General features: G+C 53.9%; 12 protein-coding genes. 8 read left to right on the top strand and 4 right to left on the bottom strand.

Features of this window, described 5'->3' with window-relative positions:
- The first annotated feature begins 70 nt into the window (after window positions 1-70).
- Both FE788_RS07685 and FE788_RS07680 read left to right on the top strand, forming a co-directional pair.
- A complete protein-coding gene (locus FE788_RS07685) occupies window positions 71-1,561 on the top strand; it encodes a leucyl aminopeptidase (protein ID WP_138380084.1) in 1,491 nt (496 codons plus the stop codon).
- 37 nt (window positions 1,562-1,598) lie between these two features.
- On the top strand, window positions 1,599-2,048 hold the full coding sequence (locus FE788_RS07680) for a DNA polymerase III subunit chi (protein ID WP_138380083.1): 450 nt from the start codon (window positions 1,599-1,601) through the stop codon (window positions 2,046-2,048).
- A gap of 3 nt (window positions 2,049-2,051) precedes the next feature.
- Here the strand turns inward: FE788_RS07680 and FE788_RS07675 are convergent, their stop codons facing one another.
- A complete protein-coding gene (locus tag FE788_RS07675) occupies window positions 2,052-3,935 on the bottom strand; it encodes an ABC-F family ATP-binding cassette domain-containing protein (RefSeq protein ID WP_138380082.1) in 1,884 nt (627 codons plus the stop codon).
- 136 nt (window positions 3,936-4,071) lie between these two features.
- Here FE788_RS07675 and ndk point away from each other — a divergent pair, with 136 nt between their 5' ends.
- On the top strand, window positions 4,072-4,494 hold the full coding sequence (ndk, locus tag FE788_RS07670; protein WP_138380081.1) for a nucleoside-diphosphate kinase: 423 nt from the start codon (window positions 4,072-4,074) through the stop codon (window positions 4,492-4,494).
- A gap of 160 nt (window positions 4,495-4,654) precedes the next feature.
- Here the strand turns inward: ndk and purN are convergent, their stop codons facing one another.
- Window positions 4,655-5,323: a phosphoribosylglycinamide formyltransferase gene (gene purN / locus FE788_RS07665; protein WP_138380080.1), complete on the bottom strand. Its 669-nt coding sequence runs from the start codon at window positions 5,321-5,323 to the stop codon at window positions 4,655-4,657.
- A gap of 19 nt (window positions 5,324-5,342) precedes the next feature.
- A complete protein-coding gene (purM, locus tag FE788_RS07660; RefSeq protein ID WP_138380079.1) occupies window positions 5,343-6,461 on the bottom strand; it encodes a phosphoribosylformylglycinamidine cyclo-ligase in 1,119 nt (372 codons plus the stop codon).
- A gap of 346 nt (window positions 6,462-6,807) precedes the next feature.
- Between purM and FE788_RS07655 the strand changes: the two genes are divergently transcribed.
- The 4 genes from FE788_RS07655 (at window position 6,808) to ppx (ending at window position 12,300) form a co-directional block, all read left to right on the top strand.
- The gene (locus tag FE788_RS07655) at window positions 6,808-7,911 is read left to right on the top strand and encodes a DUF2066 domain-containing protein (protein ID WP_168190326.1); all 1,104 of its coding nucleotides are present in this window, start codon (window positions 6,808-6,810) and stop codon (window positions 7,909-7,911) included.
- Window positions 7,908-8,588, top strand: coding sequence for an HdaA/DnaA family protein (locus FE788_RS07650; protein WP_138380077.1), 681 nt, complete (start codon window positions 7,908-7,910; stop codon window positions 8,586-8,588). Before FE788_RS07655 ends, FE788_RS07650 begins: the two co-directional genes overlap by 4 nt.
- A 75-nt stretch (window positions 8,589-8,663) precedes the next feature.
- Window positions 8,664-10,823 carry an RNA degradosome polyphosphate kinase gene (locus tag FE788_RS07645; RefSeq protein WP_138380076.1) on the top strand — a complete coding sequence of 720 codons (2,160 nt, stop codon included), beginning with the start codon at window positions 8,664-8,666 and terminating at the stop codon, window positions 10,821-10,823.
- A 7-nt stretch (window positions 10,824-10,830) separates the two neighbouring features.
- Window positions 10,831-12,300 (top strand): exopolyphosphatase, encoded by a 1,470-nt coding sequence (gene ppx / locus FE788_RS07640; protein WP_138380075.1) that lies wholly within the window; start codon window positions 10,831-10,833, stop codon window positions 12,298-12,300.
- A 24-nt stretch (window positions 12,301-12,324) separates the two neighbouring features.
- On the opposite strand, the gene rnd is transcribed toward ppx, so the two are convergent.
- Window positions 12,325-13,488, bottom strand: a complete 1,164-nt coding sequence (rnd, locus tag FE788_RS07635) for a ribonuclease D (protein WP_138380074.1) — start codon at window positions 13,486-13,488, stop codon at window positions 12,325-12,327.
- A gap of 123 nt (window positions 13,489-13,611) precedes the next feature.
- On the opposite strand from rnd, the gene aspS reads away from it, so the two are divergent.
- Window positions 13,612-15,396 (top strand): aspartate--tRNA ligase, encoded by a 1,785-nt coding sequence (gene aspS, locus FE788_RS07630; RefSeq protein WP_138380073.1) that lies wholly within the window; start codon window positions 13,612-13,614, stop codon window positions 15,394-15,396.
- The last annotated feature ends 24 nt before the right edge of the window (window positions 15,397-15,420 follow it).

Raw genomic sequence — 15,420 nt, 5'->3', positions numbered from 1 at the left:
TTGAACATCGCCGGTCGGGGAATTATTCCTGTTAATGAGCAGGCACAATATAGACAGAATTGAGGCAGTTATGAAAATTAACTTTATCGAGAGCACGTTTCCCAAAGAGGGGAGCCTAGTCGTTTTTGGATATGAGGAAAAGCAACTTTCCGAGTTTGCTAAACAGGTAGATAAAAAAACAGACGGTCAGATCAGCCGGGCCATGGAACATGACCGGTATGAAGGAAAATTTGGACAGACCCTGTGCCTGTCTGCGCCAAGCGGCCTGAAGGTCAACCGTTTGTGCCTTGTGGGTCTTGGCAAGGAAGATGAGCTTGATGAGCTGAAAGCCGAAAAAATTGGCGGCAAGATCATGGCCTCCCTGATGATGAGCGGGGATGAACGTCTGTCGGTAGCGGTGGAAACGTCGAAAAAAGCCAAATTCACCCCAGAAGAGTTTGCCGCGCATCTGGCTTATGGGGCGAAGCTGCGCCGGTACCGGTTTGATAAATATCGCACCAAGGAAAGGGAAGAGAAAAAGCCATCCGTTATTGCCCTGGATGTGATGCTGAATGAAACCGATGCGGCGGCGACACTTTATGACTCTCTGGATGCTGTGGCGGAAGGGGTGATTTTTGCCCGTGATCTGGTTTCCGAACCCGGTAATGTCATCTATCCCGAAAGTTATGCGGAACAGATCAAGCAGCTGTCCGCTCTGGGCGTGGACGTGGAAGTTCTGGGCGAAGACGAGATGGAGGAACTGGGCATGGGCGCGCTGCTGGGTGTGGGGCAGGGCAGCGCCAGTGAATCGCATCTGGTCATTATGCGCTGGAACGGTTCTTCCGATGATGAGGCGCCGCTGGCGTTTGTGGGTAAGGGCGTCACGTTCGATACCGGTGGCATCAGCCTGAAACCGGGAGCCGGCATGGAGGACATGAAATTCGATATGGGCGGGTCCGCCGCCGTGGTCGGTTTGATGAAGGCGCTGGCAGGACGCAAGGCGAAAGTCAATGCCGTTGGCGTTGTGGGACTAGTGGAAAACATGCCTTCTGGCACGGCGCAGCGGCCCGGCGATGTGGTTACCAGCATGTCCGGGCAGACTATTGAAGTGATTAACACCGATGCAGAAGGCCGTCTCGTGCTGGCTGATGCGCTCTGGTATACCCAGGACAAATACAAGCCCAAACTGATGATTGATCTGGCCACGCTGACTGGGGCCATACTGATTTCCCTGGGGCAGGAATATGCCGGTATTTTTTCCAACAACGACGAACTGGCGGCGCAACTTGTCGCGGCCGGGGAAGCCGTGGAGGAAAAAGTCTGGCGGTTGCCATTGGGAGAAGCGTATGATGAGCTGATCAATTCCGATGTGGCGGATATGAAAAATATTGGCGGGCGTAATGCCGGTAGTATTACTGCGGCCCAGTTCCTGCAACGTTTTGTCAATGATGTGCCGTGGGTACATATTGACATTGCCGGAACGGCCTGGAAACAGAAGGCTTCGGACCTGGCGGAAAAAGGCGCCACCGGATATGGGGTGCGTCTCCTTGACCGGCTGATTCGGGATAATTACGAGGATTAAGGCAAAGGGAAGCGCGCTGGCGTTTAAGGTATATCACATGACCGAAATCAGCTTTTATCATTTGCAGCGCCAGCCGCTTTCCCGGGCTTTGCCAAAACTTCTGGAAAAGGTTCTGCAGGCGGGACACCGTGCGGTGATCCTCACAGGATCCACCGAACGCATGCAGGACCTGAACGCAGCGCTTTGGACATATGATCCTGCCAGCTTTTTGCCACATGGTATGCAAGGGGGCAAACGGGCCGAAGAACACCCGATTTACCTGACCACCAAGGAAGAAAACCCCAACGGGGCGGATATATTGGTGCTAACGGACGGTACGACGGTATCGGATTTTTCAGCCTATAAACGGGTGCTGGAAATGTTCGACGGAACCGATGAGGAAATGGTGGTAGCTGCGCGCCAGAGGTGGAAGGCTTATAAAGCAGCCGGTCATACGCTCACTTATTGGCAACAGACCGAAACCGGGGGCTGGACCAAAAAAGCCTAGGCTTTAAAATCCACTTTCCTGCTGCTCCAGCTTGTCCTGTTTTTCCATCCAGTCTATTTCGGCCTGGTCAAGCTGTTTTTCCAGTTCGGCCTTCTCCCGGGTGAATTTGGTCAGGGCTTCTTTGGCCTTGGGGTCATCGGGGTCGTAAAGTTTGGGGTTGCTGAGTGCCCGGTCATATTTGGCGATTTCCCGGGTCAGGGCATCAACCCGTCTTTCTGCCTCTTCTACCGCTTTGCGCAATGGCGCCAGGATGGTGCGCTGTTGCGCCGCATTTCGTTTTTCATTCTTCCGATTGTTACCGCCTTTGGGCGGTGCCGAGGGCGTCTCGGTCTGTAGAATCAGTTTTCGGTAATCCGCCATGTCCCCGTCAAACTGGGTGATGGTGCCATCTTTGACCAGCCACAAGCGATCGGCGCAGGCTTCCACCAGGTAGGGATCGTGGCTGATCAAGATAACTGCACCTTCATAGTCATTAATGGCCCGCATCAGGGCTTCACGGCTTTGCATGTCCAGATGGTTGGTGGGCTCATCCAGAATCATCAGATGCGGCGCCTCAAAGCTCATCAGTGCAAACAGCAGCCGGGCCTTTTCTCCGCCCGACAGGTCCCGAACCAGCGTATCGGCCTTATCGGCCCCGAAACCGAAAGCGCCAAGACGGGCGCGGACTTTGGTGTCTGTTTCACCGGCCATAAGGCGCGCCATATGTTCCACGGGCGTGCCGGAAGGGTCCAGTTCGTCTTTCTGATGCTGAGCGAAATAGCCGATACGCAGTTTTGCCGGTGCCTTGATTTGCCCGCTTGTGGCGTCAAGACGCCGTGACAGCAGTTTGGCAAAGGTGGATTTACCGTTGCCATTTTGTCCCAGAAGGGCGATGCGGTCATCCATGTCAATACGCAGATTAAGCCGCTTTAGGACGGGTTTGTCCGGTTCATAGCCCACGGCCACGTTTTCGAGCATCATAAGCGGCGGCGGCAACTGTTCCGGATTGGGGAACTGCAATGTGACGGTTCGTTCTGCGCCAAGCTTCGCCAAAGGTTCCATTTTTTCCAGCATCTTCAAGCGGCTTTGGGCCTGCTTTGCCTTTGACGCCTTATATCGAAAGCGATCCACAAATTTCTGCATATGGGCGCGGGCGGCTTCCTGTTTTTTGATTTGGGCGGCGCGTATTTGCCGTTGTTCCGCCTGGGTTTTTTCGAAAACATCATAGGTTCCGGCATAATAGGTGAGTTTCCGGTCTTCCAGATGCACTATGCCAGCCACGGCCCGGTTCAGAAGATCCCGGTCATGGCTGATGATCATCACAGTATGGGGATAACTGCGGATGAAATTTTCCAGCCACATGACTCCTTCCAGATCCAGATAGTTGGTTGGTTCGTCAAGCAGCAACAGTTCGGGGCGTGTGAACAAGGTACAGGCGAGCGCTACCCGCATGCGCCAACCGCCGGAAAAATCATGACAGGGGCGCTGTTGTGCCGCATTGTCAAAGCCCAGCCCGGCCAGAATTTCCGCTGCCCGGGATTCGGCGCTGTGGGCATCCAGTACGGTTAATCGTTCATGAATTTCCGCCAGCCGCAATGGATCGCAACAAACCTTGAGTTCCTGTTCCAGCGCATTCAGTTCCTTATGCGCCGCCAGAACCGTTTCCAGAAGGCTTTGTGGCCCGTCCGGGGCTTCCTGCGCCACCTGACCCACACTTATGCCCTGGCGCAGTCGGATTTCGCCTTCATCTGGTTCCGCGTCGCCCAGAACCAGCTTAAAAAGCGTGGATTTGCCGACGCCGTTGCGGCCAATCAGCCCCACTTTATGGCCGTCAGGCAGGCTCAGGCTGGCGCCTTCCAGAAGGGTTTTGCCGGCAATGCGGTATGTCAGATCGGTAATAGTCAGCATGGCAGGGGTTTACCATGCCAGGAGGAAAGAACAAAGTGTCATTTTCGGGAACCATTTCTCCTGTTGCACATTTGACCGGAAAGCACTATAACCCGCCGCAAACCGTATCACTTTCATCAAGAATAAGGATTGAAGAATGGCTATTCAGCGTACTTTTTCCATTATCAAACCGGATGCCACCAAGCGCAACCTGACAGGCGCCATCACCAAGATGCTTGAAGACGGCGGCTTGCGGGTCGTCGCCTCCAAGCGTATTCGCATGACCCGGGAGCAGGCCGAGGGGTTTTATGCTGTGCATAAAGATCGTCCCTTTTTCGGCGAACTGGTGGAGTTCATGACTTCTGGCCCTGTTGTAGTTCAGGTTCTGGAAGGAGAAGACGCTGTGGCCCGCAACCGGGAAATCATGGGAGCCACCAATCCGGAAGAAGCGGCCCCGGGGACCATCCGCAAAGAATACGCACTCAATATCGGGGAAAACTCCGTGCATGGTTCCGACTCTCTCGAAAATGCTGAAATCGAGATCAACTTTTTCTTTAAGCCCGAAGAAATCGTCGGCTGATAGTATCGTATTATCTGACGTCTCTGTCGTGGAAACGGCAGACCAGGTTGATTAAAAACAGGCCCTCCCGACCATTAGGGAGGGCCTTTTGGTTGTCTGGTTTTGATGTCTTTGGTTGGTATCCGATTTATCGGGTGGCGCCAAAGCTATTGGTATACTATCAGCTCTCTCGCGCCAGTTCTGCCTTAGGCACCGGACAGATCCAGCCGCCATCGGGATAGGCAGCAGTTTCGATAATCACCTTGTCTCCGGCGACGCGGGCTTCGCCGCTGGCCATCAGTCGCAGGGCCTCCGGGTAGATGATATGTTCAAGCTCCAGAACGCGGGCGGCGAGCTGTTCTGCACTTTCATCGGGTTTGACGGCCAGGGCCGCCTGCAAAATAATGGGGCCGTCATCCATTTCCGGACGCACAATATGTACAGTGCAGCCGGTAAACCGCACGCCCGCCTCCAGCGCGCGTTCATGGGTGTGCAATCCCTTGAAGGCTGGCAGAAGTGACGGATGAATATTCAGAATCCGGTTTTTCCAACGATTGACAAACCGTGCATCCAGAATTCGCATAAATCCTGCCAGACAAATCAGCTGGGCTTTGCAACTGGTCAGTTCCCGGTCCAGCGCATCCTCGAAAGCTTGTTTGTCCTCATAATCCTTGTGATTGACCACGGCGGTGGGGATGCCAGCCCGGCGGGCCCGGTTCAGGCCCTGGGCATCCGGGTTGTTGGAAATGACTTTGACAATCCGTGCTGGGAATTTTTCGTCGGCACAGGCGTCAAGCAGAGCCTGAAGGTTGCTGCCCCGTCCCGAAATCAATACCGCTACATCGACCATGATGAAATCCAACCCCTGTTTATTTTTTACCTGCTGAAACAGCGGTCCAGGGCTGTTCATATCCCCAGTCGCCCGCCTGGCCGATCACCACCGTAGCCGGGTCATTGGCCTGTCTTTCGATGACCTTGCCGATGCGCGAGACGATCTCTCCATGCTCCTGGAACAGGGCCATGGCTTTTTCGACATCTTTTTCGGCGACCACGGCAATCATGCCAATGCCGCAGTTAAATGTTTTTGCCATTTCCTGCGGGGCGATATTTCCGGTGGTACGTAGCCAGTCAAAGATCGGGGGCAGGGTCCAGCTGCCGGCTTCCACTTTCACTGCCACATGATCCGGCAGGACCCGTGGAATATTTTCCACAAACCCGCCTCCGGTAATATGTGACAATCCTTTCAGGATGCCCTGTTGCAAATTGGCCAGGCAGCTTTTGACATAAATCCGGGTGGGGGTGAGCAGCGCTTGGGCGAAATTTATTGAATTGTCATAGGGGCAAGGGTCTTGATAGGTCAGGCCGCTGTCCTGAACCAGCCGGCGCACCAGGGAAAAGCCATTGGAATGAAGACCGCTGGAGGCCAGTCCGAGCACCACATCCCCCGGCGCAATGGTCGCGCCGGTGAGCAGACGGTCACGTTCCACCGCTCCCACGGCAAACCCGGCCAGGTCATAATCCCCGTCCGCATACATGCCCGGCATTTCCGCCGTTTCTCCACCGATGAGCGCCGCGCCGGCCTGTCGGCAGCCTTCGGCGATTCCTTCGATGATGGCTTTTCCGGCTGTCACGCTCAGTCGTCCGGTGGCAAAGTAATCCAGGAAAAACAGCGGCTCTGCCCCCTGGACAATCAGGTCGTTGACGCACATGGCCACTAGGTCAATGCCTACAGTGTCGTGTTTGCCTGCCTCGATGGCGATTTTAAGCTTGGTGCCCACGCCATCCGTGCCGGAAACCAGAATGGGATCCTTATAGCCGGCGGCCTTCAGGTCAAACAGGGCGCCGAATCCGCCAAGATCGGCATTGCACCCCCTGCGCCTTGTGGAGGCGGCAGCGGGTTTGATGGCCTTCACAAGATCGTTTCCGGCGTCAATATCCACACCGGCGTCTTTATAGGTATAAGAGGTTTTCGGATCGTTTGTGTTCACGAGACGCTATCCTGGATTGCTCTGCTGTTCAAAGTTGTTATGGTTCTAGTCTGCGACTGATTGGCCCACATATAAGGGGCAATTCATTAAATTGCCATATTGATTTTTGAATAATGACATTAATGGCCTTTGGGCTTCTCATATATGACCTTATCTGGATGTTCTCTTGCTCCGGGCATGATCTTGCCCGGACAGGGGCTGAAAGGACGGCAGCCAGTATTGGAAAAGTCCTTGCCAAGCCCATCTCAAGATGCACTATTATGACATAGACCGGCCAATTCTCCTATTCGGGTAAAGTGAATTGAAAATATTACACAATAATACAATGCATTGTATTCTTTTATTAATGTTTTGCCTTAGCCATGTTTTCCTTGCGGTCACGGGACGCACCGAAGAAACCGGGGAGCGAAAGCCCGAAGTTTACACCATTTATGATATTGCCGTTGATGAAACGGCCCGGAATGTGGCTCAGGCTCGGATCATCGCTCTGACCAAAGGGCAGCGGGAGGCGCTTACTCAATTACTCAGGAAAATCCTACGGCCAGAGGATCTGGACAAACTGCCATATTTTGATGACCGCCAAGTTCGCGATCTGATTAGCGGTTTTGAAATTCTTGACGAACGCAATTCTGATGTCCGCTACATCGCCAGACTTAGGGTTCACTTCAGCCGGAACAAAGTATTTGACCTGCTTTCGCTGTTGCAGATCCCATTTGCGGAAACCCTGTCCGCGCCGGTGACGATTTTGCCGGTCCTGCGCAAGGACGGCGCGTATTTTTTATGGGAAGACCGCAATGAGTGGAAAAAGGCGTGGGAGGCATATGAGGGCCTTAACAGCCTGGTCCCAGTTGTGATTCCTCCTTCCACATTTAAGCAGCAGCTTTTGATTACCAGTTGGCAGGCAGAGGCCGGTTTTCCCGCCAGTCTGGAAAAATTTGCCAGGGCGCAGGAGGTAAAGGATCTTGTGGTAGCTATTGCCGTGCTGAATAAAGATATTGTCAGAGACCGCTATGACATGACACTGACGCTGCGCCGGGGCCTAAAAGGGGAGGTTGTGTTCAGTAAACATCTACAGGCTGGGGTGGATGACATGGCGCTTCCTGGGGCCGAAGTGGCGCTTTTATATGAAAAGGGCATTGCGGCCACCATGGAGTATCTGAACACGGTCTGGCGGGAAAAGGTTCTGGTACATTTCGGGGTGGCGGCTTCGGTCCGTTTTGATGCTCGTTTTCTTGATATGGCGGAATGGCGGGAAATTCATGAAAGGCTTATGGCTATCCCTTTGGTGCGCAAGGTAAAACTTCAGCGGCTGGCGCTGAATCATGCCACGCTGGAAGTGGACCATGCCGGTGAATATGAGCAGCTTATGCTGACGCTGCGCCAGAAGGGGTTGCTGGTGGAAGAAGAAGAAGGCGTTAAAGTCCTCAAACTGGAGGCCGACCACCCATGACACCGGTACAATTGCCGCTGATCCTGCCACAGCGGGAAGCCTTCGGTCATGAAGACTTTCTTGTGGCGTCCTGCAATCAGGAAGCCGTAACCTGGATTGACCGTTGGCCGGATTGGCCGTCCCATGTGCTGATTCTGTATGGGCCGCCCGGCAGCGGAAAAACCCATCTCAGTCATGTGTGGCAGAAGAAATCCGGTGCCCGGCGCTTAACGCATGAAGACGTCGCAGCCTTTGCGGCTCTTGACCGGGATCGCCCCTGTATTTTGGAAGATGTTGAACTTTTTTTGCAATCAGGGCCCGGACGGCAGGAACAGCTTCTGCATTTGTATAACTGGCTCAGGGAACAGAATAACAGCCTGTTGCTCACGGCGTACCACCCCCCGCGTCACTGGCCTATGACGCTTGCGGACCTTTCTTCCAGAATATTATCCTGTGTAACCGCAGAAATCAGTGGGCCGGATGACCGGTTGTTGTCGGCTCTGATCATCAAACAGTTTTCCGACCGCCAGCTTGCGGTATCAGCGGAAGTGCTGGAGTATATTCTGCCGCGTATGCCGCGTTCCTTTGACGCGGCGCGACAGCTGGTAGAAAAAACGGATCTTTTGGCCCTGTCGGAAAAACGCCGGATCACCATACCCCTGGTACGCAAGGCGTTGGAAGGGCTGCGGGATTGTTAAACTTTAACAGATATGAAATAATCCCTGATTAAACTAAGCTGGTTTATACTTTCCCAGATATCAAAAAGTAGGACTATGGCACAGGAAAATCCACAAACATCCGTTCCCGGGGACACCGAACCGTTTGCCTATAAAGATTGGCCCGCGGGGGAACGTTTGATCAACAGGGAGCTGTCCTGGCTGCGGTTTAATCAGCGGGTGATGGAAGAATCCTACAACACCAGTCATCCGCTTCTGGAGCGGTTGCGGTTCTTGTCCATTTCCGGCAGCAATCTGGACGAGTTCTATATGGTCCGCGTGGCTGGTATTCGAGGACAGATCATGGCCGGCGTGGAAACCGTCAGTCCTGATGGGTTGACCCCGGTTCAGCAGCTTGACCAGATCAACAGAATGGCTGAGGAGCTCATCAATGAACAGCAAAAGCGGTGGGCCAGTATTGTCGAGGAACTGCGGGCGGAAGGCATCAGCCTGATTGAGCAGGGCGAATTGAAAAGGCAGGAAAAAGCCTGGCTGGAAGAGTATTTTCTGGAAAATATCTTCCCCATTCTGACCCCCCTGGCCGTAGATCCGGCGCATCCGTTTCCCTTTATCCCCAATCAGGGGTTTTCACTGGTTCTGGAATTGAAACGGGACGATACCGGGGCGACATTGATGGCGCTTCTGCCCGTTCCGCCCCAGGTCCGTCGCTTTATTCGTCTGCCGGGTCAGGAGATACGTTTCATTACGCTGGAAAATACCATCAGACTGTTTCTGGACCGTATTTTCCCCAACTATTCCGTGCTGGGAGAAGGTATATTCCGAATCCTACGGGACAGTGAGATGGAAGTGGAGGAAGAGGCGGAAGATTTGGTGCGGGTGTTTGAAACTGCGCTTAAGCGCCGCCGGCGGGGACATGTCATTCGCCTGAAAATGACGTCCGACATTCCGGACAAACTAAAAAAAATGGTGATGGATGAACTCCATGTGTCTTCTAGTGAAGTGGTGATGGTGGATGGCATCCTGGGCATTTCCGAAGTCAGCCAGCTGATTGTAGACGACCGTTCGGATCTTAAATTTGCCCCATACAACCCCCGCTTTCCACAGCGGATTCGTGAACATGGCGGGGACTGTTTCGCTGCCATCCGGCAAAAGGATTTTGTGGTTCATCATCCTTTTGAAAGTTTTGATGTGGTGGTCAGTTTTCTCAGACAGGCGGCGACAGACCCCAATGTGGTGGCCATCAAACAGACGCTGTATCGAACCAGTGAGGATTCGCCGATTGTGCGGGCGCTGATTGATGCGGCGGAAAGCGGAAAATCGGTAACGGCCCTGGTGGAACTCAAGGCACGTTTTGATGAAGCCCGCAACATCAAATGGGCCCGCGATATGGAACGGGCCGGGGTGCAGGTGGTGTACGGTTTTCTGGAACTGAAAACCCATGCCAAGATTTCCGTGGTGGTGCGTCGGGAAAATAATCAGTTGCGCACCTATGTGCATTACGGCACCGGCAACTATCATCCGATCACGGCGAGAATTTATACGGATTTGTCGTTCTTCACGGATGATGAGGCATTGGGGCGTGATGCTTCCCACATTTTTAATTTTCTCACAGGTTATGCCAAACCGCGGCAACTGGAAAAAGTTTCCATCTCGCCTTTTGGGATCCGGGATCGCCTGATCGAACTGATTGACAGGGAAATTTCCTTTGCCGATGCCGGGAAACCGGCGGCTATCTGGGCGAAACTCAATTCCCTGGTGGATCCAAAAATTATCGACAAACTGTATGAAGCATCGTGTAAAGGGGTGCAGATTGATCTGGTGATCCGGGGCATCTGCTGTCTGCGGCCCGGTGTGCCGGGCATGTCGGAAAATATCCGGGTAAAGAGCATTGTCGGGCGTTTCCTGGAGCATTCCCGCATTGTGTGTTTTGGCAATGGTGCGGCGTTGCCCTCGGAACAGGCGCTGGTGTTCATTTCCTCGGCTGACTGGATGCAGCGGAATTTTGACCGTCGGGTCGAAGTGATGGTGCCGGTGGATAACCCGACGGTCCATTCCCAGATCCTTGATCAGATCATGGTCGCCAATTTCAAGGACACGGCGCAAAGCTGGCAGCTTCAACCCGATCACAGCTACATACGCCTGGATCCAAGCGAAAAACCGTTCTCGGCACATCATTATTTCATGACAAATCCCAGTCTTTCAGGTATGGGTGGGGCGTTAAAAGGAATCGAAATACCGCGCCTGCTGAAAGAGTGAATGTGACTTGAAGAAGTACGCCGTCATCGACATAGGCTCCAACTCGGTCCGGTTGGTTGTCTATGAAAGCCCGTATCGGGCGCCTTATGTGCTGTTTAACGAGAAGGTGCTCTGCGGCCTTGGCCGGGGGGTATCGGAAACCGGCCTGATGCAGCAGGAAGCGATGGATGCTGCACTTTCAACGCTCAAAAGATTCGCTATGCTGATTGACAAAATGTCGGTTTCCGGCGTGCGGGTCATTGCCACATCCGCGGTCCGGGAGGCCAGGAACGGCCCCGATTTTGTCAGGGCGGTCAAACAGGTCTGCGGCCTGGAGGTTCAGGTTATTGACGGTGAAGAAGAGGCCCGGTTGGCGGGGCTTGGGGTCCTGTGTGCCATGCCCCATGCCGATGGGGTGGCCGGGGATCTGGGCGGGGGCAGCCTGGAACTGGTTCATGTCGCCAATGGTAACGTGCATGAAAAAATCAGCTTACCCATTGGTCCATTGCAATTTCAGGCTTCGGACGGGGAAAGTGTAAACAATCCGAAATTTGCGATCGACAGGGCCTTGTCCGAAGTGCCCTGGCTGCCGGCATTTGTTGACAGAACTTTTTATGCGGTGGGCGGGTCTTGGCGGGCGCTGGCCAAGATTCATATGATGGAAACCGAATATCCCCTGACCAATCTGCATAATTACAAAATTTCGCGGGATGAGGTCCTGAACCTGACCAAAAACATTTCCCGCATGAGCCCGGAAGAGTTGTCCCGTTATAACGGCAGGGTCGCCAGCAGACGCTTGAAGGTTCTGCCCCTGTCGGCCCTAATCCTGCGGCGGATCGTCAAACTGCTGATGCCTTCCAGCGTGGTGATCTCGGGTTTTGGTATCCGTGAGGGGGTTTTGTACGACCGTATGTCCAAGGCGGTTCAGGCCCAGGACCCGTTGATCCAGGGATGCCATGAAGTGGCTGAAATGACGGGGCGTTTTCCGGAACATGGCCGGCGTCTTCTAGACTGGATTGATCCGCTGTTTAGGGAGGAAACCGCAGAAGACCGGCGGCTGCGTCTGGCGATTTGTATGTTAAGCGATGTGGGTTGGCGTGGACATCCGGAATACCGGGCTGAAAAGGTTCTTTCGGAGATCCTGTATGGGCGCCTAATCGGAATTGATCATCGGGGGGCCGGGCTGATTGGTCTGGCGCTTTATGTATGTTACGGGGGCAGCATCGGGGATCAGAATACCCGTATCGCCGAAGCCCTGGTCAGCTCCGATGACATTTCCTATGCCAAAAGAGTAGGGCTGGCGCTGCGTCTTGCGCAGCGTTTATCGGCCGGAACCGCCCGGGGATTATCCGCCGTGAAGTTGCAGCAGGAAGATGGTAAGTTGATACTGTTTGTCAAACCGGGCAAGCGGGACCTGATTAATGAAGTGGTTCTGCGCCGCCTGGCCAAACTGGCGGACTTTCTGGACCTGCCTTACGACGTTCAGCCCCAGGCATAAGGCCCCAAGAATGAGGAGCGGCGGTTAGCTCCGTTCCTCATCAAGGGCAAAAACCGTGATTTCCCCATCTTTCATGGCGAAACCGATCCGGCCGTTTTTCAGGTCCAGCGCTTCCTTGCCGAACAGTTCGTACCGCCAGCCATGCAGCGCAGGGATGTCCGCTTTGTCATCCTGGGCCAGCTTTTCCAGATCGTCCATGGTCGCTACCAGTTTTGCAGCGACGCCTTCTTTCTGGCATTTCAGCTTCAGCAGAACCTTGAGCAACTCCATAACCGGATCAATATTCTGTGCCGGCGGGCGCGGGCGTGGGATTGTCGGCAATTGATCCTCCGGCATGTCCAGGGCTTCCTTGACCACTTTGAGGACCGCCTGACCGGGTTTGGTGGTGCCGAACTGTGGCGGCAGGCCGCGGATACCGTTCAGGGAATTGGCGTGCTGGGGCCGGATGGCTGCCACTTCAAGCAGCACTTCATCCCGCATAATACGATTGCGGGGGATGTTGCGCCGTTGGGCCTCCTGTTCCCGCCATTGGGCCAGTTTGCGGACAATGGCGTGAAAACGGCGATTGTTATTGCGCATCTTGATCCGTTTCCAGGCGTCTTCGGGCCGGGTGATATAGGTTTCATGGTTGAGAAGTTCGGCCATCTCTTCATCCAGCCAGCTGGTACGGCCGCTTTGTTCAAGTTTGTCGCGGAGCTTTTTGTAAATGATGCGCAAATGTGTAACATCCCCCAGCGCATACTCAATCTGCCTTTGGGTCAAGGGCCGGCGGGACCAGTCCGTAAAGCGGGAACTTTTGTCTAAAGTCTGCCCCGTCAGGTTGCTGACCAGCTTGTCATAACCGATATTGTCCCCGAAACCGCAGACCATGGCGGCGACCTGACTGTCGAACAGGGGTTTGGGCACGACACCGGCTTCCTTGACAAAAATCTCGATATCCTGTCGTGCGGCGTGAAAAACCTTCAGCACCTTTTCATTGGCCAGCAGATCATAAAAGGGGGCAAGGTCAATATCTTCGGCCAATGGATCAATGGCATGATATTCCTCTTCACTGGCGACCTGAATCAGGCACAGTTTGGACCAGTAAGTCTTGTCGCGTAGGAATTCCGTATCGACAGTAATATATTCGGCTTGGGACAGGCGCTCACACAGCGCTATCAGCTGATCATTTTTTGTAATAACACTCATTTATGGACTCTAACGCGCTTTCCATTGCTGCTTTTCTGGGGAATCGTCATCGGAATGACTTGACAAAATGGCAATAAAGCACAAAAACACCATGAATTGAACTCGAAATATAGAAGAAATGTAATGCACGAATACAGAACGCACACTTGTTCCGAACTTCGCCTGGATAATGTTGACCAGATTGTCCGTCTTTCCGGTTGGGTCCACAGAAAAAGAGACCACGGGGGATTGCTGTTTATTGATCTGAGAGATCATTACGGCCTGACCCAGTGTGTAGTTGATGTAGAGAGCCTCTTTTTTAAAGAGGCAGAGCAGGTTCGCCCTGAAAGCGTGATTCGTGTTGAAGGGAAGGTGGTGGCCCGGACCCCGGAGACTGTGAATCCCAACCTGCCGACCGGGGAAATCGAGATTCAAGTGACCGGCTTTACGGTTTTGTCGGCGGCGGAAGAATTGCCCATGCCGGTTTTCGGCGATCAGGAGTATCCTGAGGAAACCCGCCTGAAATATCGTTTTCTGGACCTGCGCCGGGAGCGTCTGCACAAAAATATTGTACTGCGTTCCGATGTGATTACCAGTATCCGGCGGCGGATGACCGAACAGGGCTTCCGGGAATATCAAACCCCGATTCTGACCGCCAGCTCGCCGGAAGGCGCCCGGGACTTCCTAGTGCCCAGCCGCTTGCATCCGGGCAAGTTTTATGCGCTGCCCCAGGCACCACAGCAATTCAAGCAGCTTTTGATGATTGCTGGATTTGACCGGTATTTCCAGATTGCGCCTTGTTTCCGTGATGAAGACGCCCGGGCGGACCGTTCTCCTGGGGAATTTTATCAGCTGGATATGGAAATGTCTTTTGTCACTCAGGAAGACGTTTTTGCGGCCATCGAACCCGTGATGGTCGGGGTGTTCGAGGAATTTTCCGACAAAAAAGTCACCCCCGCGCCATTCCCGCGGATTCCGTATCGCGAAGCCATGCTGAAATACGGCAGTGATAAGCCGGATCTTCGCAACCCTATTGAAATCAGTGACGTGACGGAAGTATTCCGCAATTCCGGCTTCGGCATTTTCGCCGGAATGATTGACAAGGGCGCTGTGGTGCGGGCGATCCCTGCACCGGGTGCCGGCGAAAGTCAGGCCCGCAGCTTTTTTGACAAGATGAATGACTGGGCCCGCAGCGAAGGTTATGCTGGTCTGGGTTACGTGATCTTCAAGGATGGGGAAGGCAAGGGACCCATTGCCAAAAATCTGGGTGAAGAACGATTGGCGCAATTGCGCGAAGCCGCTGGTCTTGGACCGGATGACGGGGTGTTTTTTGCCTGCGCCAAAGAAGGCGACGCCGCCAAATTGGCCGGGCTTGCGCGCACCAAAGTGGGTGAGGATCTCGATCTGATTGAAAAGAATGTCTATAAATTCTGCTGGATCGTTGACTTCCCCATGTATGAATATGATGAAGTCGAAAAACGCATCGACTTCAGCCACAACCCGTTCTCCATGCCGCAGGGCGGAATGGAGGCGCTTGAGACTCAGGATCCATTGGATATTCTGGGCTATCAGTATGATATCGTCTGTAACGGGATTGAGCTGTCTTCCGGTGCGATCCGGAATCACAAACCGGAAATCATGTATAAGGCGTTTGAAATCGCCGGATATGGGCCGGAAGTGGTGGAAGAACGGTTTTCCGGCATGCTTAACGCCCTGAAATACGGCGCGCCGCCCCACGGTGGTATTGCCCCGGGGATCGACCGGATTGTGATGCTTCTGGCCGATGAGCCGAACATTCGTGAGGTCATCGTCTTCCCGATGAACCAGAAGGCGGAAGATTTGATGATGAAGGCCCCGAGCGAGGCCAGCAATGCCCAACTTCGGGAATTGCATATCCGTACGGTTTTGCCGGAGACGGAGAAAGAATAGGGCAAATTTTGATGCGCTGAGATT

The sequence above is a fragment of the Luteithermobacter gelatinilyticus genome, assembly GCF_005849285.1.
In the GTDB taxonomy this organism is placed as follows: Bacteria; Pseudomonadota; Alphaproteobacteria; order Sphingomonadales; family Emcibacteraceae; genus Luteithermobacter; species Luteithermobacter gelatinilyticus.
Note: the sequence above shows the minus strand (reverse complement) of the source record. Positions and strands in the feature narration are given on the sequence as shown.

Bases quoted from the DNA above. Each gene is read 5' to 3' on its own strand.
- FE788_RS07675 (WP_138380082.1), bottom strand. From the start codon at position 3,935: ATGCTGACTATTACCGATCTGACATACCGCATTGCCGGCAAAACCCTT.
- FE788_RS07645 (WP_138380076.1), top strand. From the start codon at position 8,664: ATGGCACAGGAAAATCCACAAACATCCGTTCCCGGGGACACCGAACCG.
- purN (WP_138380080.1), bottom strand. From the start codon at position 5,323: ATGGTCGATGTAGCGGTATTGATTTCGGGACGGGGCAGCAACCTTCAG.
- ndk (WP_138380081.1), top strand. From the start codon at position 4,072: ATGGCTATTCAGCGTACTTTTTCCATTATCAAACCGGATGCCACCAAG.
- aspS (WP_138380073.1), top strand. From the start codon at position 13,612: ATGCACGAATACAGAACGCACACTTGTTCCGAACTTCGCCTGGATAAT.
- FE788_RS07650 (WP_138380077.1), top strand. From the start codon at position 7,908: ATGACACCGGTACAATTGCCGCTGATCCTGCCACAGCGGGAAGCCTTC.
- FE788_RS07685 (WP_138380084.1), top strand. From the start codon at position 71: ATGAAAATTAACTTTATCGAGAGCACGTTTCCCAAAGAGGGGAGCCTA.
- FE788_RS07655 (WP_168190326.1), top strand. From the start codon at position 6,808: ATGTTTTGCCTTAGCCATGTTTTCCTTGCGGTCACGGGACGCACCGAA.
- rnd (WP_138380074.1), bottom strand. From the start codon at position 13,488: ATGAGTGTTATTACAAAAAATGATCAGCTGATAGCGCTGTGTGAGCGC.
- FE788_RS07680 (WP_138380083.1), top strand. From the start codon at position 1,599: ATGACCGAAATCAGCTTTTATCATTTGCAGCGCCAGCCGCTTTCCCGG.